21 protein-coding genes are annotated in these 22,349 nt (G+C 61.6%); 17 read left to right on the forward strand and 4 right to left on the reverse strand.

Features of this window, described 5'->3' with window-relative positions; genetic code table 11:
• The first annotated feature begins 4 nt into the window (after positions 1–4).
• Both LDZ28_RS24545 and LDZ28_RS24550 read left to right on the forward strand, forming a co-directional pair.
• Positions 5–1,516 carry an oligosaccharide flippase family protein gene (locus tag LDZ28_RS24545; protein WP_244829984.1) on the forward strand — a complete coding sequence of 504 codons (1,512 nt, stop codon included), beginning with the start codon at positions 5–7 and terminating at the stop codon, positions 1,514–1,516.
• Between the two features lie 23 nt (positions 1,517–1,539).
• The gene (locus LDZ28_RS24550; protein ID WP_370652267.1) at positions 1,540–3,978 is read left to right on the forward strand and encodes a glycosyltransferase family 4 protein; all 2,439 of its coding nucleotides are present in this window, start codon (positions 1,540–1,542) and stop codon (positions 3,976–3,978) included.
• Between the two features lie 57 nt (positions 3,979–4,035).
• On the opposite strand, the gene LDZ28_RS24555 is transcribed toward LDZ28_RS24550, so the two are convergent.
• Entirely contained in the window at positions 4,036–5,172 is a 1,137-nt protein-coding gene (locus LDZ28_RS24555) for an acyltransferase (RefSeq protein ID WP_244831031.1), read from the reverse strand.
• Positions 5,173–5,389: 217 nt separating this feature from the next.
• Here LDZ28_RS24555 and LDZ28_RS24560 point away from each other — a divergent pair, with 217 nt between their 5' ends.
• The 4 genes from LDZ28_RS24560 (at position 5,390) to LDZ28_RS24575 (ending at position 8,374) form a co-directional block, all read left to right on the forward strand.
• On the forward strand, positions 5,390–5,542 hold the full coding sequence (locus tag LDZ28_RS24560; protein ID WP_244829986.1) for a hypothetical protein: 153 nt from the start codon (positions 5,390–5,392) through the stop codon (positions 5,540–5,542).
• A 101-nt stretch (positions 5,543–5,643) separates the two neighbouring features.
• Positions 5,644–6,576 (forward strand): UTP--glucose-1-phosphate uridylyltransferase GalU, encoded by a 933-nt coding sequence (galU, locus tag LDZ28_RS24565; RefSeq protein WP_244829987.1) that lies wholly within the window; start codon positions 5,644–5,646, stop codon positions 6,574–6,576.
• A gap of 156 nt (positions 6,577–6,732) precedes the next feature.
• Positions 6,733–7,263 (forward strand): septal ring lytic transglycosylase RlpA family protein, encoded by a 531-nt coding sequence (locus LDZ28_RS24570; RefSeq protein ID WP_244829988.1) that lies wholly within the window; start codon positions 6,733–6,735, stop codon positions 7,261–7,263.
• Positions 7,264–7,312: 49 nt separating this feature from the next.
• Positions 7,313–8,374 carry a phytoene/squalene synthase family protein gene (locus LDZ28_RS24575; RefSeq protein WP_244829989.1) on the forward strand — a complete coding sequence of 354 codons (1,062 nt, stop codon included), beginning with the start codon at positions 7,313–7,315 and terminating at the stop codon, positions 8,372–8,374.
• Here the strand turns inward: LDZ28_RS24575 and LDZ28_RS24580 are convergent.
• Positions 8,352–9,203 carry a LysR substrate-binding domain-containing protein gene (locus LDZ28_RS24580; protein ID WP_244829990.1) on the reverse strand — a complete coding sequence of 284 codons (852 nt, stop codon included), beginning with the start codon at positions 9,201–9,203 and terminating at the stop codon, positions 8,352–8,354. The genes LDZ28_RS24575 and LDZ28_RS24580 overlap by 23 nt on opposite strands.
• Positions 9,204–9,309: 106 nt before the next feature.
• On the opposite strand from LDZ28_RS24580, the gene LDZ28_RS24585 reads away from it, so the two are divergent.
• The 3 genes from LDZ28_RS24585 to LDZ28_RS24595 all read left to right on the forward strand — a co-directional run bounded on the left by LDZ28_RS24585 (position 9,310) and on the right by LDZ28_RS24595 (position 11,880).
• The gene (locus tag LDZ28_RS24585) at positions 9,310–10,179 is read left to right on the forward strand and encodes an alpha/beta fold hydrolase (protein ID WP_244829991.1); all 870 of its coding nucleotides are present in this window, start codon (positions 9,310–9,312) and stop codon (positions 10,177–10,179) included.
• 198 nt (positions 10,180–10,377) lie between these two features.
• Entirely contained in the window at positions 10,378–10,794 is a 417-nt protein-coding gene (locus LDZ28_RS24590; protein WP_244829992.1) for a hypothetical protein, read from the forward strand.
• 183 nt (positions 10,795–10,977) lie between these two features.
• Positions 10,978–11,880, forward strand: a complete 903-nt coding sequence (locus LDZ28_RS24595; protein ID WP_284503973.1) for a fructose bisphosphate aldolase — start codon at positions 10,978–10,980, stop codon at positions 11,878–11,880.
• Between the two features lie 45 nt (positions 11,881–11,925).
• On the opposite strand, the gene LDZ28_RS24600 is transcribed toward LDZ28_RS24595, so the two are convergent.
• On the reverse strand, positions 11,926–13,164 hold the full coding sequence (locus LDZ28_RS24600) for an NAD(P)/FAD-dependent oxidoreductase (protein ID WP_244829994.1): 1,239 nt from the start codon (positions 13,162–13,164) through the stop codon (positions 11,926–11,928).
• Between the two features lie 280 nt (positions 13,165–13,444).
• Here LDZ28_RS24600 and LDZ28_RS24605 point away from each other — a divergent pair, with 280 nt between their 5' ends.
• On the forward strand, positions 13,445–13,744 hold the full coding sequence (locus LDZ28_RS24605; protein WP_244829995.1) for a DUF4148 domain-containing protein: 300 nt from the start codon (positions 13,445–13,447) through the stop codon (positions 13,742–13,744).
• Between the two features lie 82 nt (positions 13,745–13,826).
• Here the strand turns inward: LDZ28_RS24605 and LDZ28_RS24610 are convergent, their stop codons facing one another.
• Positions 13,827–14,768 (reverse strand): LysR family transcriptional regulator, encoded by a 942-nt coding sequence (locus LDZ28_RS24610; protein WP_244829996.1) that lies wholly within the window; start codon positions 14,766–14,768, stop codon positions 13,827–13,829.
• A gap of 108 nt (positions 14,769–14,876) precedes the next feature.
• Between LDZ28_RS24610 and LDZ28_RS24615 the strand changes: the two genes are divergently transcribed.
• From LDZ28_RS24615 to LDZ28_RS24645, 7 genes are all read left to right on the forward strand, one after another.
• Positions 14,877–16,388, forward strand: a complete 1,512-nt coding sequence (locus LDZ28_RS24615) for a CoA-acylating methylmalonate-semialdehyde dehydrogenase (RefSeq protein ID WP_244829997.1) — start codon at positions 14,877–14,879, stop codon at positions 16,386–16,388.
• 137 nt (positions 16,389–16,525) lie between these two features.
• A complete protein-coding gene (locus LDZ28_RS24620) occupies positions 16,526–17,617 on the forward strand; it encodes a nitronate monooxygenase family protein (protein WP_244829998.1) in 1,092 nt (363 codons plus the stop codon).
• A 148-nt stretch (positions 17,618–17,765) separates the two neighbouring features.
• Entirely contained in the window at positions 17,766–18,701 is a 936-nt protein-coding gene (locus LDZ28_RS24625) for a TauD/TfdA family dioxygenase (RefSeq protein WP_244829999.1), read from the forward strand.
• A gap of 64 nt (positions 18,702–18,765) precedes the next feature.
• Entirely contained in the window at positions 18,766–19,827 is a 1,062-nt protein-coding gene (locus LDZ28_RS24630) for an ABC transporter substrate-binding protein (RefSeq protein ID WP_244830000.1), read from the forward strand.
• A 29-nt stretch (positions 19,828–19,856) separates the two neighbouring features.
• On the forward strand, positions 19,857–20,687 hold the full coding sequence (locus LDZ28_RS24635) for an ABC transporter permease (protein ID WP_244830001.1): 831 nt from the start codon (positions 19,857–19,859) through the stop codon (positions 20,685–20,687).
• Between the two features lie 9 nt (positions 20,688–20,696).
• Positions 20,697–21,488, forward strand: coding sequence for an ABC transporter permease (locus LDZ28_RS24640; protein WP_244830002.1), 792 nt, complete (start codon positions 20,697–20,699; stop codon positions 21,486–21,488).
• An 11-nt stretch (positions 21,489–21,499) separates the two neighbouring features.
• A complete protein-coding gene (locus LDZ28_RS24645; RefSeq protein ID WP_370652232.1) occupies positions 21,500–22,267 on the forward strand; it encodes an ABC transporter ATP-binding protein in 768 nt (255 codons plus the stop codon).
• Positions 22,268–22,349 lie beyond the last annotated feature (82 nt).

The raw sequence follows: 22,349 nt of genomic DNA on the forward strand, positions 1-22,349 counted from the left end.
ACCGATGGAAAAGAGCATGGTCAGGAACGTCGGCATCAACTTCGTCGGGTTGATCCTGCCGACATTCGTATCGCTTGCAACGGTGCCTGCCTATATCCACCTCGTAGGCGTGGAGCGTTATGGCGTGATCAGTCTCGTATGGACGCTGATCGGCTACTTCGGGATTCTCGATCTCGGCATGAGCATGGCCGCGCAACATCAGATAGCGAAAGCGCATGCGGCCGGGGATATGGCACAGCGCGCGCAGGTCTTCTGGAGCGCGGTGTGGCTCAACTTCGCGACGGGCGTGGCAGGCGGCCTCGCCATCTACTTCGGCGCGTTTCTCTATACGGCGTATGTGGCGCACTCCGCACCGGCCTTGCAGCATGAGGTTTATCGCGCGTTGCCGTTTCTCGCGCTCGCCATTCCCATTGCCAATGTGTCGTGGGTTTTTGCTGGCGCGATCAACGCGATGGAACGCTTCGGCATCTATAACGCCAATCAGACCTTCGGCACTTTCCTGTTCCAGTTGCTGCCGCTCGGTGCTGCGTGGTTCATCGCGGCCAATCTGCAAACGGTGCTGGCTGCCGCGGTCGTCGCGAGATTGCTTGCGGCCATTCTGCTTGGAAGAGCGAGTCTGAAGCTGCTGGCGATACGCCGCATCGATTGGCCGAAGCGTGCCGTTACGGGCGGACTCTTCCGCTTCGGCGGCTGGATGCTGGTCTCAACGATGACCTCCATGCTCACCGATTCGCTCGATCGCGTTCTGCTCGGCGCGCATCTCGGCGCGCGTTTCGTCACGTATTACACGGTGCCGCAGAACCTCGTCACGCGTCTCAACATGCTGCCCAACGCGATGGTGCGCACGCTGTTTCCGCGCCTTTCATCGATCGATCGCAGCGACGCCGGCAAGATGGCCGCGACATCGCTCGAATTCCTCAATGGCGTATTTACGCCGCTTGCGATCTTCGCGATGCTCGTGCTCGAACCGTTCCTGCATGTGTGGATCGGCGCTGACCTCGCCATCGCAAGCGCGCCGGTAGGCCGCATTCTCGTGATCGGTGTATGGCTCGTCGGTCAGGCAAGCGTCACGCGCATCCTCATTCAGTCGCAGATCAACCCCGCTTCGGCCGCACGTGCAGGACTCTTCCAGTTGCCGTTCTTCGTGGCGCTTCTATGGTTCGGCATTCAACGATACGGGCCGGTTGGCGCCGCAAGCGTGGTTGCCCTGCGAGCGCTTGCGGACTACGCGGTGCTCTTGTGGCTGACCCGTGTGCGCGCAACCCCGATTGCGCTCGACATGCTTGCCCATCTCGCGTTTCTGCTCGCGGGGCTGGTGCTTGGCTATCTGATCGATGCCCTGGCGCATCCGCTCTATGCAATATCCGCAGCCGCCTTGCTCGCACTCGTCGATGCGGGATGGTCCGTGGTGACGCGGCCGGCCTTGCGTGCGCTTTTGCTTGCAGTGCTACGCAAGGCCGGCGCGCGTTTTGGAAGACGCAATCATTTACCGTTGAAGGCGAGGAGTGACGCATGAAAACAAATATCGAAGACGCGTTCATGGGGAGCGCGAAAGCGCGTCATTTCCTGCACGAGCCGGCGCCAGCCATGACGCCGGTGCCGCGTCGCGAGCGCAGTATCGCGCGTGCGAACGGTGTACCGCGTATCGCTATCGTGCATGACTGGCTCGTGACCTACGCTGGCGCGGAGCGTGTGCTGGAACAGATGATCGCGTGCTTTCCGGACGCGGATATTTTCAGCGTCGTCGACTTCCTCGAAGACAGAACGTTCTTGCGCGGCAAGCAGGCGAAGACCTCGTTCATCCAGAAGCTGCCATTCGCGAAGAAGCGCTATCGCGCATATTTGCCGCTCATGCCGCTCGCGATAGAACAGCTTGACGTGTCCGGCTACGACCTCATTCTGTCGAGCAGCCATGCGGTAGCGAAGGGTGTGTTGACAGGACCCGATCAGGTGCACGTCAGTTACGTGCATTCGCCCATACGCTACGCATGGGACCTGCAACATCAGTATCTCAAGCAGTCGAATCTCACTGCGGGCATGAAGTCGCTGATCGCACGCATGGCGCTGCATTACATGCGCAGCTGGGACATACGTACCTCGAATTCGGTGAATCATTTCATCGCTAATTCGGCTTTCATTGCGCGGCGAATCCACAAGGTTTATCGGCGTTCGTCGCAAGTGATCTTTCCTCCTGTCGATGTCGCCGCGTTCAACGTGTGCGAGGAAAAGGACGATTTTTATTTAACGGCGTCGCGCATGGTGCCGTACAAGAAGATCGATCTGATTGTCGAGGCGTTCGCGCAGATGCCTGAGCGCAAGCTCGTCGTGATCGGCGACGGCCCGGACATGGCGAAGATTCGTACGAAGGCTACGCCCAACGTGCGCATCATGGGGTATCAGCCGTTCTCCGTGCTGCACGAAAAGATGCGCCGCGCGAAAGCGTTCGTCTTCGCGGCGGAAGAAGATTTCGGCATCTCGGTGGTCGAAGCGCAAGCGTGCGGCACGCCAGTGATTGCCTATGGCAAGGGCGGCGCATTGGAAACCGTGCGCGATGCGTCGGAGGCCGAGCCCACGGGCATGTTCTTTCAGGAGCAGTCGGCGGACGCCATCGTGGATGCTGTCGAGGCCTTCGAAGACGGCACGGTGACGTTCAAGCCAGCCGACTGTCGCAAGAACGCAGAGCGCTTTTCCAACGCGCGTTTCAGGGAACAGTTCCATGCGCATGTCGCACGCGTGGCGCCGCGCTTCGTTCTTCCTCCGCTGCCGGCAGAGCCCGAAGTTCAGGTCGAAGAAAAGAGCGATTTGCGCGTGCTTGCCGTGGATCAAAGCGGCTCGCTCGGCGGCGCGGAACTCTCCATGCTCGAAGTGGTGAAGAACATGCGTGGCGACGTGCAGACGGTTCTCTTCGACGATGGTCCGTTTCGCATTGCGCTGGAAGCGGTGGGCATCAAGGTAGACGTGCTCGACGGCAAAGCGCTCGGTAATGTTCGCAAGGACGGCATGACGCGTCCCGGCGCGGGCATGGTGGGCGGCGTCGTCAAGCTCCTGCGCGGCACGCTCGAAAAGTCGCGCAATGCCGATGTCATCTACGTCAACACGCAGCGCGCGATGGTGATCGGCGCCATCGCCGGCCTGATCTCGCGGCGCCCCGTGGTGTGGCATCTGCGCGATATCGTGAGCGAGGACCACTTCGGGCGCACGCAGCTTTCCATCATCAAGTGGTGCACCAAGCTCATGCTCGAACATGTCATCGCCAATTCGACGGCATCGGCGGCCGCGGTCACGGCGCTCACGCGTTTGCGCGAGGAGCGGCTCGATGTCGTGTTCAACGGCATATCGGCGGAGCCTTTCACTAGCATCGAAACGGTGGCGCAGCATGAGTTGCGAGCACGGTTCGGCTTGCCGCAAGATGCGTTTCTCGTCGGATGCTTTAGCCGTCTTGCACGCTGGAAGGGTCAGCATGTACTGCTCGAAGCGTTGCGCGAATGCACGGAGATGCATGCCGTTCTGGTTGGCGCGGCGCTTTTTGGAGAACACGAGTACGAGGCCGAGCTGCGTGCTTTCGTACTCGAACACGGGCTTGCGGACCGCGTGCATTTTCTCGGCTTTCAGGATGACATTGCGGCGTGCATGAAGGCGGTCGATGTGGTCACGCATACGTCGATCATGCCGGAGCCGTTTGGCCGCGTGATCATCGAAGGCATGTTGTCGAAACGGCCCGTTGTTGCGACGCGTGCGGGCGGCGTGACGGATATCGTCGACGATGGCGAGAACGGCCTGCTCTGCGCTCCCGGGGATGCCGCCGAACTGGCGCGCATACTGGATCGCCTCAAGGGCGATTCACCGCTTCGTGACCGTCTGACCGAAAGCGGCTTCGTACACGCAACGAAAAGATTCGGGACCGAGCGATATGTCGAGAGCGTCGAGAGAATCCTCGGAGACGTGGCGGCAAAGGCGAAGAAGCGCGAGCGTAGCTGAGGTACTCGAACTTCGATCAAGCCGCCTTTCGAGGCGGCTTTTTTTATTGGCGCTTTATCAACGCGCAATGCGAACGCGTGTCTTCGCAGGTTTCAATCTTGCGGCCCAGGCCATGGCGGGTCGCTCGACAAGCGCATAGAACGCTGCGGCAACCACAACGGCAATGGCGGTAAAAGCAAACGAGGCCCAGATGCCCGTTTGCAAGACCGAATGAAAAAGCACGGACCCAAGCAGCACGAAAATGGGCAGATGCACGACGTAAAGCGAGAAGCTGAACTCGCCGAGCACGGAAAACACGCGCACTGGGCCGCCTTCCCGCATGGGCCGATCCAGTGCGCCAAACAAATAAACGGCAAACGCCAGCGCCCAAAGCTGAAACGCCAGATATTGCGCAAGCCCGAAGGCAGCGCATCCGCATAGTGCGATGCCAACCGCCACGACTCCCGAGCGCCTCGGTGCGCGCACGTTGCGCGCTTTCGCTTCGGCGATCCATGCTCCAAGCATCCATGAAAGCCAGTAGGACGTGAAGATTACGATCTGCTGGCGCTCGAAGACGAGCGCCGACACGATGTTGACGACAGCGACAAGGCCGACGACCGCCGGCATTCCGATTCGCCTCCGCAATGCAATCACGAGCGGATATACGAGGTAGAACTGCACCTCGACGGAGAGCGTCCATAAGGCGCCATTGGAGCCGAACGTCTTGCCCGCGATTCCCTGCAAGGAAAAGAGATTGATGAGAAAAGCATGAAGATCGAAGGGATTGATCTTGCGGCTGATTGGATCAAAGCCGACGCTAAGCGAATCCAGCACGAACGTCAGTACCAGCGCGGCAATCAGAACCGGATAGATCCGCACGAACCGCCGTAGCAGAAAATTCAAGCCGTCGAACGGCGCGCGCGGGTCGGCATTCAGGCGCCGCGCCATTGCGCGATGAATGCAATAGCCGCTGATGATGAAGAAAATCGGCACACCGGCCGATCCCCAGGCGACAGGGAACGTGAGGTAACTGACGACCGCGTTGAGGTCGAACGCGGGCGAGGCGCGATGAAACTGCTGCATGCCGACCCACGTAACCTGCCTGCAATGAAAGTACGCGACCAGCAACGCGGCGACACCACGCCATGCGTTGATCGCGACGTCTTTATCGTCGGCGATAGCGTTCGAATTGCGCGCGGAAGTGCGCAGCGCCATGCCGCTTTCGTCGAAGGCCGGGGAGTCGCTCATCGCTAAACCTTAAGGAGCCGGAGGGATCGGCCCATGTTAGAGCAGCAAGAAATTCATGCTTAAGCAAAAAATTCGGTGTATTTCTTAAGAAAACAGGCAGCGTAACGGCTTAAAGCGGGCGAATTATTTATCGATTTTTTTCTGCTACGGTGAGCCCTCATCTACAGGCGAATGGGTGTCGATCATGGATATGCATGCAGTCGCCGGCATAGCCGTGCTGCTGGTACTCGTGGCGGCGTCCGCGTACCGCGACGCGTTGCGCAACGACCCTCTCGATCCCTTCCGCAAGAAGGGCTCCAACAATGCGCAGGCATCGCAGATGGAGGAAGCGGAGTAACGCGCGCAACGCCAAAAGCCTGCCGCAAGTGCGGGCGAATTCACAAGAAAAACAGCGCGGGGACAACATCAATTTTCCGGTTTCGATCTGGAGGAGCAGTCATGCTTAAAGTGACCAAGGCCGTATTTCCAGTTGCAGGTCTCGGCACACGTTTTTTGCCAGCCACCAAGGCGAGTCCGAAGGAAATGCTGCCAGTGGTCGATAAGCCGCTCATTCAATACGCGGTGGAAGAAGCCATTGCTGCGGGCATGACGGAGATGATCTTCGTCACCGGTCGGGGCAAGCGCGCAATCGAGGATCACTTCGACAAATCATATGAGCTCGAAGCGGAACTGGAAGCGCGCAACAAGGCGGTTCTGCTTGATGCGGTACGCAGCATCAAGCCCGCCAACGTGGATTGTTTCTACGTGCGCCAGCCGGCCGCGCTGGGCTTGGGTCATGCGGTGCTATGCGCGGAACGGCTCGTCGGCGGTGAACCATTCGCCGTCATCCTGGCCGACGATCTGCTGCACGGCGCCGAGCCTGTCATGAAGCAACTCGTCGATGTATTCGACCACTATCACAGCTCGGTGATCGGTGTGGAACGCATCGCGCGCGAGGAAAGCGCGTCGTATGGCGTGATCGAAGGGCGCGAATGGGAAGAGGACGTCATTAAGTTGTCGGGTGTCGTCGAGAAGCCGCAGCCCGCGCTTGCGCCTTCCAATCTCGGCGTGGTTGGGCGTTACGTGCTGATGCCGAGCATCTTCGATCATCTGCGCAAGACGAAGCCCAACGCGGGCGGCGAGATTCAGCTAACCGATGCTATCGGCTCCTTGCTCGCGGTCGAACAGGTGCTGGCGTATCGCTACTACGGCACGCGTTTCGACTGCGGCAGCAAGCTCGGGTATCTCAAGGCGACGGTACAACTGGCCTTGCAACATCCTGAAGTGCGCGGAGACTTTGAGGCGTATCTGCGTGCGGCGGTATGGGCGCTCATGCCGCAAACAAAGGACGAACCGATGACGCATGCGGAATCGCTACAGGATTCGCTGTGATTGGAAATAGTTCGAATGACGAATCATGATCATCGTAAGGCAAACGTAGTCCTGTAAAGAAGCGTCATATCCAAGGAAGGCAGGTCAACGCTAAAAAGCAGAGGGCGTTAAGGGCGATCCGATCCACGAATCGGTAACTCATGGAGTAGATCGCCCATGCAGGTCCGCGCATTTCATGCGCGCCGGCTATTGGCCTGGATCGTGTCCATCGGCGCTTGCGTGTTGCTGTGCGGATGGACTTCACATCGGCCAGTCAAGCCAGCACGCAAGCATCATGCTTTACACAAGGCCGTGTCGCACACGAAGCATGTGCACGCCAAGAAGGCATATGCCTTCCAGACCGGCATGGCCAGCTATTACGCCGACGCCTTCCAAGGCCGCCCCACCGCGAGCGGCGAGGCTTACGACATGAACGCGCTCACGGCCGCGCATCTCACGCTGCCGCTCGGCACTTACGTGCGCGTCAGCAATGCCGCGAAGACGCGGTCGGTCGTCGTGCGCATCAACGACCGCGGTCCCTACCAGAAGGGCCGCGTGATCGATCTTTCGTTTGCGGCGGCGGTATTGCTCGGCCTGCAACACGCGGGTACGGCGCAAGTGGTGATCGAGCGTGTATCGGCGCATGATGCTGTCGCCATGCCCGTGCACCATCGCGCAAAGAGGCGAAGGCACAAGCGGCACCGTTGAGCCGGATACAATGCGCTCTCGCGTGCTTGAGCGCTCTCTGATCCCACTCATGAATCAATCGACCCGGGCAGTCCTCCTCGGCCCGCTTCTCAAGAGCGTTTCGCGCTCGTTCTATCTGACGCTGCGGATTCTTCCGGCGGGCATGCGCGACCCCGTCGCGCTGGCGTATCTGCTTGCGCGCGCCGCCGATACCATCGCGGATACGTCGCTCATCGCGCCGCAACTTCGTCTGGAATTGCTGCTGTCGTTGCGCGCGCAAGTCAACGGCGCACCGGACGATGGCGCGCTGGCCCGCATAGCCGGCGAAGTAGCGGGCCAGCAAGCGCAAGCGGATGAACGCGCGCTGCTCGAATCGCTCGGCGGAGCGCTTGCCATCCTGCCGCAATTGAGCAAGGCCGACCGCGATGCCGTGCGCGATATCGTGACCACGCTCACAACGGGCATGGAGTTCGACCTGCGCACGTTCCCGGATGAAACCTCGGGCGAGATCGCGGCGCTCGGTGAATTCGACGAACTGGACCGCTACACCTATCTCGTCGCGGGCTGCGTGGGCGAGTTCTGGACGAAGATGACCTACGCGCATATGCCGGGCACGCTCAAGGCCGCGCCGGATATCATGCTCGCGGGCGGCGTGCGCTTCGGCAAGGCGCTGCAGATGACCAACGTGCTGCGCGATTGCGCGCGCGATCTGCGTATCGGGCGTTGCTATCTGCCTTCGTCGATGCTGGCGCGTCATGGCATCGCGCCACGAGAACTGCTCGCGCCCGATGCGTCCGATAAAGCGCGTCCCGTGCAGGACGAGCTGTTGCAAACCACCATCGCGCTCTATCGCGACGCGCTGGCCTACACGATGGCGATTCCATCGAGCGCCATTCGGCTGCGGCTCGCGTGCCTGTGGCCGATCATGATCGGGCTGGAAACGCTGGTGTTGCTGGCGCGTAACGACGCATGGCTCGACCCGGAGCGCATCACTAAGGTGCGCCGCAACGATGTCTATCGCATCATGGCGGCGTCGATGCCGCTGGTTGCATCGAATGGGCTTCTGAAGGTGTGGGCCGAACGCAGGATCAGCGACATCCAAGCCGCACTCAACGGCGCAACTCGGCCATGATGCGTTCGGCCAGGAAGTCGCAAGGCGGCCGTTTGGATGCCGCGCTGCGCGCCAGCACCACTTCGAGCGCGGCGATTTCCGGCAGCCCTTGCGCCTGACCGAGTAGCGTGAAATGCGCGGGGACAGCGCACTTCGCAAGCGGCGTGACGGCAAGACCGGCTTCGGCCATCGTCAGAAGACCGAGCAGACTCGGGCTCTCGTACGACGTGCGATAGCCGATACGCGCGCGTTCCAGGCTGCGTATGGCGTTCTCGCGCGCCACGCTGCCCGGCAGGAACACGGCAATGGGCAAGGGACGTTCGCGCCAGATTTCCGTGGCGCCGGGCGCGGCGGCCCAAACCATCGGCTCGTGACGCAGGAATTCGCCGCTCAGGCCCTTCACGCGCGTGGCGCAGACCAGATCGACCGAGCCGTCTTTCAGCATCGGCGCAAGCGCCACGCTCGGCAAGCCGACCACCTGAATCTCGACCTTGGGAAAGGTCGCCGAAAACTTCTTGAGGATGGGCGGAAACAGCGACGACGCGTAGTCGTCCGGTACGCCGATCACCACGCGGCCCGTCACGTCCGGCCGCACGACGGCGGCCCATGCTTCATCGCGCAAGGCGAGCATGCGGCGCGCGTAGGTCAGTAACACTTCGCCGTCTTGCGTGGGCGTCACGCTGCGCGGTTTGCGCACGAACAGCGCCTTGCCAAGCGCGGTCTCGAGCGTCTTGATCTGCATGCTGACGGCCGATTGCGAGCGATGCACGAGTTCCGCCGCGCGGCTGATATTGCCCGTGTCCGCGACGGCGACGATCATGGAAAGGACATCGAGGTCGAGTGCTTTCATGCCTGTGTATGACGACTTGGTATCAGAAAATCTGAACGATGTTATCAATATTATGCGATTTTCTTTTAAATTGGCGGACGGCATAGTGCGGGAAAGGAGCGAATCAATGAACGCCCGTACCGATCCCGCCGTACTCTCCGCCTTGCAAGCCTTGCCGGAAGCGTCTTTCGCGACGACCGCGTCCGGCATTTCCGTGCCTTACGTGAATTGCGGCGAAGGCGAGCCGCTCCTGTTCGTGCATGGTTCGCTCTGCGATTACCGCTACTGGAGCGCGCAGATTCTGCCGCTTGCCAGGCAGTTTCGTTGCATCGCGCCGAGTCTCAGTCACTACTGGCCCGCCGTCGATGCCTTCGTGCAGGGCGAATTCAGTTGGGAAGCGCATGTCGCGGAGATGGCGGAATTTATCGAGGCGCTCGACATCTCACCCGTGCATCTGGTCGGGCATTCGCGCGGCGGGTGCGTCGCGTTTCATCTCGCAAGGGAACATCCGCGTCTCGTGAAGACGCTCACGCTCGCGGACCCGGGCGGACCGCTCCAGGTCTCGCCGCAGCCTGCGGCCGCCAGCTTGCCGCCCGCGACCAACGCGTTGCGCACGCGCGTGGCGGAACTCATCGAGATGGGCGAAATCGAGCCGGGGCTGGAACTGTTCGTCGACTCGGTCAGCATGCCGGGCTTCTGGCAAAAGAGCACGCCGGCTTTTCGACGGATGGCGATAGACAACGCGCTTACGGTGCCGAAGCAACTTCGCGATCCCTTGCCCGCTTATACCCGCGACGCCGCGCGCGATATCAAGTGCCGCACTTTGCTGATAGACGGACAAAAGAGCCCGCGCATGTTCCGCAATAACGTCGACAAGCTGGCGGAATGGATCGAATTCGCGGATCGGCAAACTATTGCCGGGGCATCGCACGGAATGAACGTGGCAAGCCCGGCCGCATTCAATCGCGCTATACAGGCGTTTGCCGGTGCCTGGTAATTTCCTTAGCGATTCTTGAGCAAGAACGCTCGTTCGCTCGAAAGTCACGCTTAAGAATATCTTTGGCCATTGCTAAGGAAGTAACGGAAGGCAAGCTTTTATCGTCCGACTTTTTGTCTGCTTGTTGTGGCGGGACAACGCAAACGCGCGGGTCTCGGGCTAACATCATTGCCACCTCATCGCCAAGAAGAGGCCAATGTGAGTACGGGCCAAGACGATCTCGAAGTATGGAAGCGCCAGCGCACCCAGCAATTGGCGTTCGAACTGGCCGATAGCGGTCAATACGAGAATTTCGCCGATATCGCTTATGCGCTGCAATTCGAGCGCGGTCTCGCGACGGCGCAAGCACTCATCGAAAATCCGGAAATGCGTCGCTTGCTGAACGTGCATTGCGCAAATGCGCGTGAAGCGCTCTTGAACGTCAAAGCGCCAGCGCCTGAAAAATTACAGGCGCAAACTCAGCCGGTTTTAGAAGCGCCCGAATTACCCACCCTCGAAACCATGGCGGCGCAAGGCGCGCCATCGTTCCTGCGCCGCGCTGCATTCATGCTCGGGCGAAGCGCACGCGCGGTCGAACCCGTGAACGCCGGGGACTTCAACTCCGCTGCGCCTTGAGCAGATCGAGCCGCAAAAGCCCTGCCGCGTCGCCCTTTCTCTCCTCGATTTGAGTGTGTGGCAGGGGAAATGGCGGATATGCACAGTCAAGTCGCGCCTCAAAACCATTACACTTACCGTAGTGGAACCAGAAGCCCGGGCCGTGCTCGCGCGCGTTCCGGTGTTTGAACTTTGAGGAGGGAAATGTTCGTGGCTAACGAAAAGATGCTGTCGCAAATGGCGGAGAAGCAAGGTTTTATCGCCGCCTTGGATCAAAGCGGCGGTTCGACGCCGGGCGCGCTCAAGCAGTACGGCATTGCAGAAGACGCCTACAACGGCGACGCCGAGATGTTCAAGCTGATGCATGAAATGCGCGTGCGCATCATCACCGCGCCGTCATTCACGGGAGAAAAGGTCATTGGCGCCATTCTCTTCGAAGCCACCATGGACGGTCAGGCAAATGGCAAGTCCGTGCCTGCGTTCCTGTGGGAAGACCGTGGCGTGGTGCCGTTCCTCAAGGTCGACAAGGGCCTCGAAGCAGAAGCCGACGGCGTTCAGGTCATGAAGCCGAACCCCGGCCTCGACGCGCTGCTGGAACGCGCCGTGAAGCTCGGCATCTTCGGCACGAAGATGCGTTCGGTCATCAAGGACGCGAACGAAAAGGGCATCGCCGCAGTCGTGAAGCAGCAATTCGAAGTGGGCAATCAGATCATCGGACACGGTCTCGTGCCCATTCTCGAACCCGAAGTGTCCATCAAGAGCACGGACAAGAAGGGTGCGGAAAAGATTCTGCGCGACGAATTGCTGAAAGGTCTCGACGCGCTGCCGGAATCCAGTCAGGTGATGATCAAGCTGACCATCCCCGATGAAGTGGACTTCTACGCGCCGCTGATCGAGCATCCGCGTGTCGTGCGCGTGGTGGCGCTTTCGGGCGGCTATACGCGCACCGACGCATGCCAGCGTCTGGCGAAGAACCACGGCATGATCGCGAGCTTCTCGCGCGCGCTTATCAACGAACTGAAGAAGTCGATGAGCGACGAAGAGTTCAACGCGACGCTCGGCGAGTCCATCGACGAGATCTACGAAGCATCGGTCGACAAGGTTTGATGCTTCAGTGGCGATGAGGCGTGCTGTCTGCCCTCATCGCCACGATCATGAATCGGCGCGTGTCGTCGATGGCGGCGTCTGCACGATAGGCGCGGCAGCCCGGAACAACTCTTCGCGGCAGCCGCTCCTCGGCGGATAGATCCGCTCCCCGTTGATCGTGCGCTTGGTCGCCTTGGCGGCCTCGCCTTCCGACACCAGCTTGCGTTCCCATCCCTCCGTATAGACCGCGCCCCACGGGCCCAGGTCGCAGACCGTCGTGTACCAGTCGATCTGCAACGGCAGCATCTCTTCTCCGTATAAATCGCAGACGGCGTTATTGCCGGCGTAGCGGCCCATCGGACGGCCATGCTGACACGACATGACCGAAGGCCGTTTGCCGTCGATCAGCACGCGTGCGCAATCGCCCGCCGCAAATACGCCGGGAACGCCCGTGACGCGCAGATAGGCATCGACGGGCACGCGGCCCATGGAATCGAGTCCGACGGGAAGCTGGCTCGCCAATGCGTTGGCGCGCATGCCGCCGCACCAGACCACGGTGCATGCCTGGATGTAATCGGCATTGACGCCGTCCGAAAGCGAAGCGCCGTGTCCGTCGAGTTCTTCCAGCGATACGCCTGGCCTAAGCTCGACATCGAGCGAGGTCATGGCCTGAACGACGACGCTTTGCGCGCCGCCCATCGATTGCGCGATTTTCGGCGACCGATCCGCGAGCACCACGCGCACCTTGTCGCGATCCGCTTCGCCCACGATCTCACGCAGGCGGCCGGGCAATTCCGCCGCGAGTTCGATTCCCGTCAGGCCTGCGCCGATCACGACAGCCGTATAGCGTCCGGGCGAGTCGGGCAATGCGGGCAAGGTGGACAGATGCGCCTGGAGCTTGCAGGCGCCCGCATAGGTATCGACGTCGAACGAGTGGCGATCCAGCCCGGGAATTTCCGGGCGTACCAGTTCGCTGCCTACCGCGAGAATGAGCCGGTCGTATTCCAGCGAACCGTCTCCGTCCTCCCGCGTGAACATGACGCGCCGATTCGCGCTGTCGACCGTGTGCGCGGTCGCCTGGACGAAGCGCACGCCGGTCGGACCGAACACGCCGTCGAGCGGCACGAGCGTGGGATCGAGCGGTTGCTCGTAGTTGCGCACGCGCACGCTGTGATAAGGCTGCGGATTGAGGACGACCACTTCGGCCTGATCCGCTGGTTGCTGCAATTCATCGAGTTTGCGCGCGGCGGCGAGCGCGCTCCATAGTCCGGCAAAACCCGCCCCAACGACCACGATTCGCTTCAAGGCATTGCCTCCTTTGCAAACCGAACGTTCGATCCATTTGGCATGATGTGTCGTGGACAACGTCCTGCTTACTTTATAGGCGATGCGCTAAACAATTTCCCGTCGATGCTAAGGAACTGGAGTTTTCAGGCCTGGATTAGTCGCGATTTCACCAAAACTGATTTCGTGGATTAAGTATTTACCCTTAGCGAAGCACTCACTAAACTCTCTTCAACGGTCGCACACGAGCAAATGCCAAGTGAGCGACAGCCCCAAAAACCTAAGCTGGAGGGTATCAATCATGAACAAGCTCATTGGAATCGCAGCAGTTGCCATCGCTTTCGCCGCACCGGTTGCTTCTTTCGCACAATCGAACCAACCGCTTACGCGCGCCGAAGTTCGCGAACAGATCGTTCAGTTGGAAAAGGCCGGTTATAACCCCGGCTTCGTGAGCGACTCGCACTATCCGTCGGACATTCAAGCTGCTGAAGCGCGCGTTGCGGGTCAAGGCAACTCGTTTGGCGGTGCGACTGAAGGCTCGGCGCAAGCCGGCTCGCGTGCGGTGCAAGCCGACGTGTTCCCGACGTTTGCGCATCACTAAGCAACAGGTAGTCTCGCTATAAATAAAGCGCTCGCAATTGCGGGCGCTTTTTCTTTGGCTAAAGCAAGCGCTAGAGAAAACGCTAAAGCGGAAAGCCGCCCGCAAAGGTCTCGCGCAAATAGCCGATGAAAAGTGCGACCGCACGCGGCACATGAGGCGCATAAGGACGCACGACATAAAGCTGATCGGCGAATGTGCCCACGCAGCGCCAGTCCGGCAGCAACACCACAAGCTTTCCCGCCTGCACCGCGGCTTGCGCGCTGAAGTCGGGCAACAGCGCGATACCCAAATCGTCGAGCGCGGCATCGCGCAGCACTTCGCTATTGTTCGCGGAGAATGGCCCGTTGACCGCAAGCGTATGAGGCCCGGCCGCCGTCTTGCGCGCGCCCTTACGCACGAACGACCACACGCCCGATGTCTGCGCGCGCGGATAAAACAGGCAGTCGTGCACCGCGAGATCGGCGGGCGTCGCGGGCATGCCGCGCCGTTTGAGATATGCATGTGTCGCCACGATCACCGAATGGGTATCGCACAACTTCCACGCGACATGCGTTTCCGGCGCTTGCGCGCTGTGCCGGATGGCGAGATCGAAGCCCTCCGTCGCAATGGAACTCAACCTGTCCGATGCTTCCAGTTGCACGCGCACTTCCGGATGCGCATGCAGAAAGCCCGCTAAACGCGGCACCAATTGCTGACGCGCGAACGCCATTGGCGCGGTGACGCGGATCAAGCCGCGCGCCACGCCCGCCATTTCCCTCACGCTCGAAAAGCTCGCGGCGATATGCTCGTACTGCGTGCGCGTATCGTCGACAAGGCGCCGTCCTGCCTCCGTGAAGCGCACGCTGCGCGTGGTGCGCGTGACGAGCGGCACGCCTGCCGCGCGCTCCAGTTCGGCGATACGCTGACTCATCGCGGCTTTGCTTACGTTGAGCCGCGCCGCCGCCGCCGTGTAGCTGCCCTGCTCGGCGAGCACCGTGAGCCAATGCAGATGCGTCCAGAGCCCTTCGACTTTTTGTGCGTCCATGCGCGGGGATTGTTTGCCGTTATGAACAATGAGTTCAATCATAACGCGTTCGCGGCGCACGATTCCGTCCTACACTCTTGGCATTGACACTTCTGGACAGGAGACGAAATGCAAGCGTATAACGACACCGCCGACGTGGTTCACTTCATTCATGGCGAACGCGTGAATGGCTCGGGCGCCCGCTCGCAGCCCATTTTCAATCCCGCGACGGGCGAGCGTCCGCGCAAGCTCGTGCTCGGCGAAGTCGCCGATGTCGATGCCGCCGTCGAGAGCGCGAAAGCCGCGTTCCCCGCATGGCGCGACACGCCGCCCATTCGGCGCGCGCGCGTCATGCTGAAGTTCCTCGAACTCATGAACCTGCGTCGCGATGAACTCGCGGCGATCATCACGGCCGAGCACGGCAAGGTCTTTACCGACGCGCAAGGCGAAGTGTCGCGCGGCATCGACGTGATCGAATTCGCTTGCGGCATTCCGCAATTGCTGAAGGGCGATTACACGGAACAAGTTTCCACCGGCATGGATAACTGGACGACGCGTCAGCCGCTCGGCGTCGTCGCGGGCATCACGCCGTTCAACTTCCCTTGCATGGTGCCGTGCTGGATGTTCCCCGTGGCCATTGCAAGCGGCAACGCGTTCATCCTGAAGCCGAGTGAGCGCGATCCGTCCGCGTCGCTTTTCATGGCGAATCTGCTGAAGGAAGCGGGTCTGCCGGATGGCATTTTCAACGTGGTGCAAGGCGACAAGGTCGTGGTCGATGCATTGCTCGAACATCTCGATGTGCGCGCGATCAGCTTCGTCGGTTCGACGCCCATCGCCAACTATATCTACGAGACCGGCGCGAAGCACGGCAAGCGTGTGCAGGCGCTCGGCGGCGCAAAAAATCACATGGTCGTGATGCCGGATGCCGATCTCGATCAGGCTATCGATGCGCTCATCGGCGCGGGCTACGGTTCGGCGGGCGAGCGCTGCATGGCGGTATCGGTCGCGGTGCTGGTGGGCGACGTGGCGGACAAGATCGTGCCGCGCCTCGCCGAACGTGCGCAGCAGCTCGTCATCAAGAACGGCATGGAGCTTGATGCCGAAATGGGGCCGATCGTCACGCGCGCCGCGCTGGAACGTATCGAAGGTTATATCGCGCTGGGCGTGGATGAAGGCGCGAAACTCGTCGTCGATGGACGCGGCCACAAGGTTCCCGGTCACGAAGACGGCTTCTTCACGGGCGGCACGCTGTTCGACCATGTGACGCCGAACATGCGCATCTACAAGGAAGAAATCTTCGGGCCGGTGCTTTCATGCGTGCGCGTGAAGGACTTCGGCGAAGCCGTGGAACTCGTCAATGCGCACGAGTTCGGCAACGGCGTCGCCTGCTACACGCGCGATGGTCACGTTGCGCGCGAGTTCGGCCGACGCATCGAAGTGGGCATGGTCGGCATCAATGTACCCATTCCCGTTCCGATGGCATGGCATGGCTTCGGCGGCTGGAAACGCAGTCTCTTCGGCGACATGCACGCTTATGGCGAAGAAGGCGTGCGCTTCTATACAAAGCAAAAGTCCATCATGCAACGCTGGCCGGAAAGCACGGAAAAGGGCGCGGAATTCGTGATGCCGACCGCGAAGTAAGGCGTACGCAGCACAGGTAGTCGTCGCCCGCTTGGCTTCCGTGCAGGAAGGAGCGGGCGATTTGTTATCTGGCCTCGCAGCCTTGCGTGCGGTTTCATCGTCGAGAAGCTCGAGGCCACTATCGAGAGGACATGGTCATGAGCAGGAGCAACGCTTTATTGCCGTTACTCGGCATCAACAAGCCCATCATTCAGGCGCCGATGGCCGGTGTCACGACGCCCGCGCTCGCGGCGGCGGTATCGAATGCGGGCGGACTGGGGTCGCTCGGCGTGGGCGCGATGAACGCCGAAGCGGCGCGCAAGGTCATTCGCGAGACGCGCGCGCTGACCGACAAGCCGTTCAACGTCAACGTGTTCTGTCATAGCCCGGCTAAAGCCGACGCCGCTCTGGAAAGCGCGTGGGTCGAATGGCTCGCGCCCGTCTTCGCGCGATACGGCGCCACGCCGCCCGCGCGGCTCAGCGAAATCTACACGAGCTTTGTCGTCGATGAAGCCATGCTCAAGGTCTTCGTCGAAGAAAAGCCGGCTATCGTGAGCTTTCACTTCGGCCTGCCTTCGAAGGACTATATCGATGCCCTCCGTAACGCGGGCATCAAACTGATTGCATCTGCAACTAATGTGAGTGAAGCGGAGCAAATCGCAAAAGCGGGTATCGATGCGATCGTCGCGCAAGGCATCGAAGCGGGCGGGCATCGCGGTATCTTCGACAGTGAAGCCGACGACGATTTTCTCGGCACCTTCGCCCTCACGCGTTTGCTCGTGCGCAAGTTCGACGTACCGGTGATCGCGGCGGGCGGCATCATGGATGGCGCGGGAATCGCCGCCGCGCTCGCGCTCGGCGCGCAGGCGGCGCAGCTTGGCACGGCTTTCGTTCCGACCACCGAGTCCGCAATCGATGCGGGATATCGTCGCGCGCTTCTGAGCGATGCCGCGAATCACACCACGCTTACCGCCGTGATATCGGGCCGCCCGGCGCGCAGTCTCGTCAACAAGTTCACGGAACTCGGGCGTGAGGCAAACGCACCGAACAACCCCGCGTATCCCGTGACTTACGACGCGGGCAAGGCGCTGCATGCGGCCGCCAAGGCACGAGGCGAGTTCGGCTATGGCGCGCAATGGGGCGGGCAGGCGGCCGCACTCGCGCGCGAAATGTCCGCCGCGGAATTGATGGCGCGGCTCGAAGCGGAACTCGATGAAACGATCGAATCCTTACAGCGTTATTCGCGTTGAATAGCGGATTCGAGCAAGGCGTCATCACCTCGGCGCTGTAAAGCTTAGTCGAAACGCTTCGTTGGTCGGATGGGCAGTCGATGCTTCAATGTTTCGGTCGCGTTCTTTCGCGGCTTGCCCACGATATCCGAAACCAACGGAGCAACCGATGTCCGATTCCGCTACGCTCGACCACGATTCCGTCCGTCAGCCCGCCGCCACGCAGGAGCCTTTGCAGGTCCGTCCCATAGGCGGCCGCATTGGCGCCGAAGTGCGCGGCGTGACGCTCTCAGGCGATCTCGACGATACCGCCATCACTCGCATCAACGACGCGCTGCTCAAGCACAAGGTGCTGTTCTTTCGCGGCCAGTCGCATCTGGACAACGCTTCGCAGGAAGCGTTCGCCGCGCGTTTTGGCGACACCGTGGCGCATCCCACGGTGCCTTCGAAGGAAGGCACGAGCCGTCTGCTCGAACTCGATTCGAAGCACGGCACGCGCGCCAATTCATGGCATACGGATGTCACTTTCGTCGATGCCTATCCGAAGATTTCCATCCTGCGCGGCGTGGTGATCCCGCCCGCCGGCGGCGATACCGTGTGGGGCAACACCGCCACCGCCTACAGCAACCTGCCGCAGCCCTTGCGCGATCTCGCCGACAACCTCTGGGCGTTGCATTCGAACGCCTACGACTACGCAGCCACGCGCAACGCGCCCGACACCGAGACGGAGCGCGAGTACCGCAAGCAGTTCACCTCCACGCTCTACGAGACGGAACATCCCGTGGTGCGCGTGCATCCGGAAACGGGTGAACGCACGCTCGTGCTGGGTCACTTCGTGCAGCGCTTCGTCGGCCTGTCGCAGCGCGATTCGGACCGACTGCTCGAAATCTTCCACGATCACATTCAGCGCCTCGAGAACACGGTGCGCTGGCGCTGGACGCAAGGCGATGTCGCGATCTGGGACAACCGCGCGACGCAGCACTACGCGGTGGCGGATTACGGCGATGACCACCGCGTCGTGCGTCGCGCGACCGTTCACGGCGACGTGCCCGTTTCCATCGACGGCAGAAAGAGCCGCACCGTCAAGCGCGAAGCACGCGCCTGAATGCCCTCACTGGCGATGACGCGGGTCATCGCCAGTCGATCATCGAATAACGCCGAAGGACAAGATGACAACGAGATTCGCGCGCTTCGCGGGCGCTCTTTTGTGCGCCGCATTCGTTTCCATCTCGCACGCCGCGGCGCCGGAAACGGTGCGCATCGGCGTCGCGCAGCAGGGCGCGGGCGACCCGCCCACGTTCGGCGGCTCGCCTGCCGCCACCGCGCAATTGCAGCATCGTGTCGAGGATGCATTGCAGGGCGATCACATCAAGGTCGAGTGGATCTTCTTCAAGGGCGCGGGTCCGGCCGTGAACGAGGCGCTCGCCAACAAGCAAATCGACTTCGCGTATCAGGGTGACTTGCCTGCGGTGCTCGGACGCGCGAACGGCCTGAAGACGCACTTGCTGCTCGAATCGAATGTGCGCGCGGGCGTGTATGTCGCGGTGCCGCCGGACTCCGACATCAAGTCGGTGAAAGACCTCAAGGGCAAGCGCGTGGCGATTTTTCGGGGCACGAATCTGCAGCTCGTGGCGGATAACGTGCTCAAGGAAAACGGCCTGACCGAACGCGATCTACGCGTCATCAATCTCGATACGGCCGCGGCGCAGGCAGCGCTTGCGTCGAAGGGCGTCGATGCCGTGTTTCTCGACTACTCGCTCTTCAAGTTGCAGCGCCAGGGTCTCGCGAAGATCGTTTATGCGTCGCGCGATGGCGGCATGCAACTGACGCGGCAAGCGCATCTGCTCGTACTCGACGACTTCGAAAGCGCGCATCCCGACGTGGTGCAAAAGGTCGTGACTTCGGTGGTGCAGGCCGCGCAATGGTCGTCCGACGAAGGCAATCGCAATGCGCTCTTCACGTTGTGGTCGAAGAGCGGCGTGCCGTCGGAGTCGTGGGCATCGGAGTATGCGAATCAGCCTTTGAAGGACCGCAATTCGCCGCTCATCGATCCATTCGTGCAGGCACGCTATCAGTCCGTCGCCGATGACGCCTTGCGGCTGAACCTCATTCGCCAACCTGTCAGCGTGAACGGCTGGTTCGAGCCGAAGTATCTCGATCAGGCGCTCAAGTCGCTCAAGCTCGAAAGCTACTGGCCGCGCTTCGATGCGTCGGGCAAGCCGGTCGCCTGACCCGCTTCTTTCTCAACGGAGAACTTCCGATGGCGAATGCTCTCTCGCGTGTGCTGGTGCCGGCGGCACGCCGCAACGCTTCGGTCGCGCGCGCATCCGGCGGCACGGCGCGTTCGCTTGGCTGGGCCGTATTGCCGTGGCTTCTGCCGCTCGCCTGCGCGTTGCTATGGGTGCTGGGCTCGCGTCTTGGATGGATCTCCGCGCAGGTTCTGCCGCCGCCCTCGCTGGTCTTCGATACCCTTGCCGCGCTCATCAAGAGCGGCGAACTATGGATGCACTTGGGCGCGAGCATGTCGCGCGCGGCTGTCGGCTTTGGCGGCGGCGTGGTGCTCGGCATTTTGCTAGGCGGCGTGCTCGGCCTGTCGCGCACGGTCGAGGCGTATGTGCTGCCGAGCTTCAACGCGATCGTGCAGGTGCCCGTGCTCGGCTGGCTGCCGTTTCTGATGATCGTGGTGGGCATCGGTGAGCCGTTGAAGTATCTGCTCATCGGTCATGCCGCGCTCGTGCCGGTGACCCTGAGCACCTTGCAGGGCTTTCGCAGCACCCCGCCCGAGTTGCGTGAGGTCGCGGCGGTGTATCGCTATACGCGCTGGCAAACCATTTTGCGTGTGGTCTTGCCCTCGTCGGTGCCGATGATCGGCACGGGCATTCGCCTCGCCTTCACCAAAGCATGGCTGACGCTCGTGGTCGTGGAACTCGTGGCATCGTCGGAAGGGCTCGGCTATCTGATCGTGTACGGACGCCAGCTCTTTCAGCTCGATCTGGTGCTGGCTTCGGTCTTGATCGTGGGCGCGGTCGGCTATGTCGCCGATCGCTTGTTGACCGCGCTCGAGCGCAAGTTGCAGCGCGGCGCGGTCTAGGAGCGGACGATGTCATCGATAGAACTCGAAGCAGTCCCGCGTGTTGCCATGCCGAAGCGCTGGCGCGGCTTCGTGCTGCCGCTCGCGGCGCTGGCGATATGGTGGCTCGTATCGCGCGATGCCAAGCCCGCCCACGGCATGATGGTGTCGCCCGCGCAAGTGCTGCATGTCGCGTGGGAACAGTTGCGTAGCGGCGCGCTGGCGCGTGCGTTGTCGGCGTCGCTTGCGCGGGAGTTGACGGGCTTTGTGATCGGCACTTCGCTCGGGCTCGCGCTCGGCGCGTTGCTGGGTGTGTCGAAGCTCGCGAACCGCGCCATTGCGCCGAGCTTCAACACCTTCAAGCAAGTGTCGCTGTTCGCGTGGATTCCGCTCATCTCCGTGTGGTTCGGTCTCGGCGATGTCGCGAAGGTCGTGTTCCTGTCGCTCGCCGCGCTGGTTCCGGTCGTGATGCATACGAGCGACGGCATCCGCGCCGTGCCGCCGCGTTTTCTCGAAGTGGCGCGCGCGTATCGCTACGGCAAGTTGCAGACGCTCGCGTTCGTGGTGCTGCCGGCCGCGCTGCCTTCGATCTTCACGGGCATCTATCTCGCGCTCATCTATTCGTGGCTCGCGACGCTCGGTGCGGAGTATCTGCTCGTCGCGGGAAGCGGGATCGGCAATACGCTCGTGGATGGCAGCGAGCAGTTTCGGATGGATCTCGTCGTATTCGGCGTGATCGTCGTGGGAATAACGGGGTGGGCGCTCAACGCGCTCGCGCGTGCGGTGCAGCGGCGCTGGTTCAGCGAAGCGCGCGCGGCTTGAGGAGAATGACGATGGCAGCGATACCAACGATGGCAACGGACACGAGCGGCCTCGCGCTGCGGCGGGTGAGCAAGCGTTATGAGGGCGATGCCGGTGCGCCCGTGCTGGATCGTATCGACCTCTCGATCCGAAGCGGCGAGTTCGTGAGTATCGTCGGGGCGAGCGGTTGCGGGAAGTCGACGCTCTTGCGGTTGATCGCAGGCCTCGATGCGTCGTACGAAGGCGAGATCGAATTCGGCGGCGAGCGCGTGGTCTCGACGGATCTTTCGCGCGGCATCGTGTTTCAGGATCATCGTCTGTTTCCATGGCTGAACGTCGAACAGAACGTCGCGGTGGCCTTGCGCAACGCGCCTTTGAGCAAGCACGAGAAAGCGCGTGCGGTAGCCGAGCATGTGGCGCTCGTCGGCCTCGAGGGGTGCGAGGGACAGTATCCGCATCAGCTCTCGGGCGGCATGGCGCAGCGTGTCGCCATTGCGCGAGGGCTCGTCAACCGGCCGCGTTTGCTCTTGCTCGATGAACCGTTCGGCGCACTCGATGCGCTCACGCGCGCACGGCTCCAGGACGAACTGCAACGCATCTGGGCGCAGGAGCGCATCACGATGGTCCTCGTCACGCATGACGTCGAGGAGGCGGTGCTGCTCTCGGATCGCATCGTGGTGATGGAAGCGCGTCCGGGACGTATCGTGGATGTCGACCTGCCGCGTCCGCGCAAGCGCGGCAGTCTCGATGTCGTCGCGCTCAGGGACGGTATTCTCGAAGGGTTCTTTCACGAAGCGTAGAAGCGCTGCCAGACAGCGCTCGTCGCCGTCGCCATCGCCATCGCCATCGCCGTGAAATAAAAATCGAACGGATTCGACGGCC

The organism is Caballeronia sp. TF1N1 (assembly GCF_022878925.1).
Lineage (GTDB): Bacteria > Pseudomonadota > Gammaproteobacteria > Burkholderiales > Burkholderiaceae > Caballeronia.

Bases quoted from the DNA above. Each gene is read 5' to 3' on its own strand.
- LDZ28_RS24545 (WP_244829984.1), top strand. From the start codon at position 5: ATGGAAAAGAGCATGGTCAGGAACGTCGGCATCAACTTCGTCGGGTTG.
- LDZ28_RS24550 (WP_370652267.1), top strand. From the start codon at position 1,540: ATGGGGAGCGCGAAAGCGCGTCATTTCCTGCACGAGCCGGCGCCAGCC.
- LDZ28_RS24555 (WP_244831031.1), bottom strand. From the start codon at position 5,172: ATGGCGCTGCGCACTTCCGCGCGCAATTCGAACGCTATCGCCGACGAT.
- LDZ28_RS24560 (WP_244829986.1), top strand. From the start codon at position 5,390: ATGGATATGCATGCAGTCGCCGGCATAGCCGTGCTGCTGGTACTCGTG.
- galU (WP_244829987.1), top strand. From the start codon at position 5,644: ATGCTTAAAGTGACCAAGGCCGTATTTCCAGTTGCAGGTCTCGGCACA.
- LDZ28_RS24570 (WP_244829988.1), top strand. From the start codon at position 6,733: ATGCAGGTCCGCGCATTTCATGCGCGCCGGCTATTGGCCTGGATCGTG.
- LDZ28_RS24575 (WP_244829989.1), top strand. From the start codon at position 7,313: ATGAATCAATCGACCCGGGCAGTCCTCCTCGGCCCGCTTCTCAAGAGC.
- LDZ28_RS24580 (WP_244829990.1), bottom strand. From the start codon at position 9,203: ATGAAAGCACTCGACCTCGATGTCCTTTCCATGATCGTCGCCGTCGCG.
- LDZ28_RS24585 (WP_244829991.1), top strand. From the start codon at position 9,310: ATGAACGCCCGTACCGATCCCGCCGTACTCTCCGCCTTGCAAGCCTTG.
- LDZ28_RS24595 (WP_284503973.1), top strand. From the start codon at position 10,978: ATGTTCGTGGCTAACGAAAAGATGCTGTCGCAAATGGCGGAGAAGCAA.
- LDZ28_RS24605 (WP_244829995.1), top strand. From the start codon at position 13,445: ATGAACAAGCTCATTGGAATCGCAGCAGTTGCCATCGCTTTCGCCGCA.
- LDZ28_RS24610 (WP_244829996.1), bottom strand. From the start codon at position 14,768: ATGGACGCACAAAAAGTCGAAGGGCTCTGGACGCATCTGCATTGGCTC.
- LDZ28_RS24615 (WP_244829997.1), top strand. From the start codon at position 14,877: ATGCAAGCGTATAACGACACCGCCGACGTGGTTCACTTCATTCATGGC.
- LDZ28_RS24620 (WP_244829998.1), top strand. From the start codon at position 16,526: ATGAGCAGGAGCAACGCTTTATTGCCGTTACTCGGCATCAACAAGCCC.
- LDZ28_RS24625 (WP_244829999.1), top strand. From the start codon at position 17,766: ATGTCCGATTCCGCTACGCTCGACCACGATTCCGTCCGTCAGCCCGCC.
- LDZ28_RS24630 (WP_244830000.1), top strand. From the start codon at position 18,766: ATGACAACGAGATTCGCGCGCTTCGCGGGCGCTCTTTTGTGCGCCGCA.
- LDZ28_RS24635 (WP_244830001.1), top strand. From the start codon at position 19,857: ATGGCGAATGCTCTCTCGCGTGTGCTGGTGCCGGCGGCACGCCGCAAC.
- LDZ28_RS24640 (WP_244830002.1), top strand. From the start codon at position 20,697: ATGTCATCGATAGAACTCGAAGCAGTCCCGCGTGTTGCCATGCCGAAG.
- LDZ28_RS24645 (WP_370652232.1), top strand. From the start codon at position 21,500: ATGGCAGCGATACCAACGATGGCAACGGACACGAGCGGCCTCGCGCTG.